General features: G+C 52.8%; 1 protein-coding gene. It reads left to right on the top strand.

Annotated features, from left to right (window positions below; genetic code table 11):
- Positions 1-134 precede the first annotated feature (134 nt).
- Positions 135-704 (top strand): DsbA family protein (locus ACT3UM_RS24185; protein WP_498902559.1); only part of this gene is annotated, 570 nt, incomplete at its 3' end.

Raw genomic sequence — 704 nt, 5'->3', positions numbered from 1 at the left:
AATCTATATGGGCACGAGTGATAGACCGAGGCCGACTCCCGGCTCAGGTAGTTAGCGAGCGGCTTACTCCCATAGCGATTGGCTTATTTTTCAACCCTACTTTTCCACCCCATCGTTGAGAAAGAGAGAGAAACATGTTCAAAAAAGCGTCTTTTATATTGGCCGGTACGTTAATGCTGACCGCTGCGATCGTCGCCGTATCGAAACCTGCCCTCTTAGATATGCAAGCTCAGGCAGCAAAGGAGAGCAGTGTCCAGGCAGAGGACTCCTTGGTGCGCTCACACTCCCCCATCTTGGGACGAGAAGACGCGCCGGTGACGATTGTGGAATTCTTCGATCCGGCTTGCGAAGCCTGCCGTGCTTTCTATCCCCTGACAAAAAGTATTCTGGAAACCTACCCAGAAAAAGTGCGGCTCATCGTGCGCTACACTCCTTTCCACGGCGACGTATCTGATAAGGCCATTCGGGTATTAGAAGTTGCTCGTCGTCAGGGCGTCTTTGAACCGGTACTGGAGAGGCTGCTGGCTCGCCAGGATCAATGGGCTTCACATGGCAGTTTTGATGAATCCGCTATCCTCGATATCGCGAGCCAAGGAGGCCTTGATTTAGCGGCTGCCGAAGAGCAACTGACTTCTGCTGAGGTGCAGGCGGTGATTGACCAAGACATGGCGGATGTCAGAGCCAATCAGATTCGCCAAACACCT

The organism is Halomonas sp. AOP13-D3-9 (genome assembly GCF_052379125.1).
Classification (GTDB): Bacteria; Pseudomonadota; Gammaproteobacteria; order Pseudomonadales; family Halomonadaceae; genus Vreelandella.
This window is presented reverse-complemented; position numbering and strand designations above follow the sequence as displayed.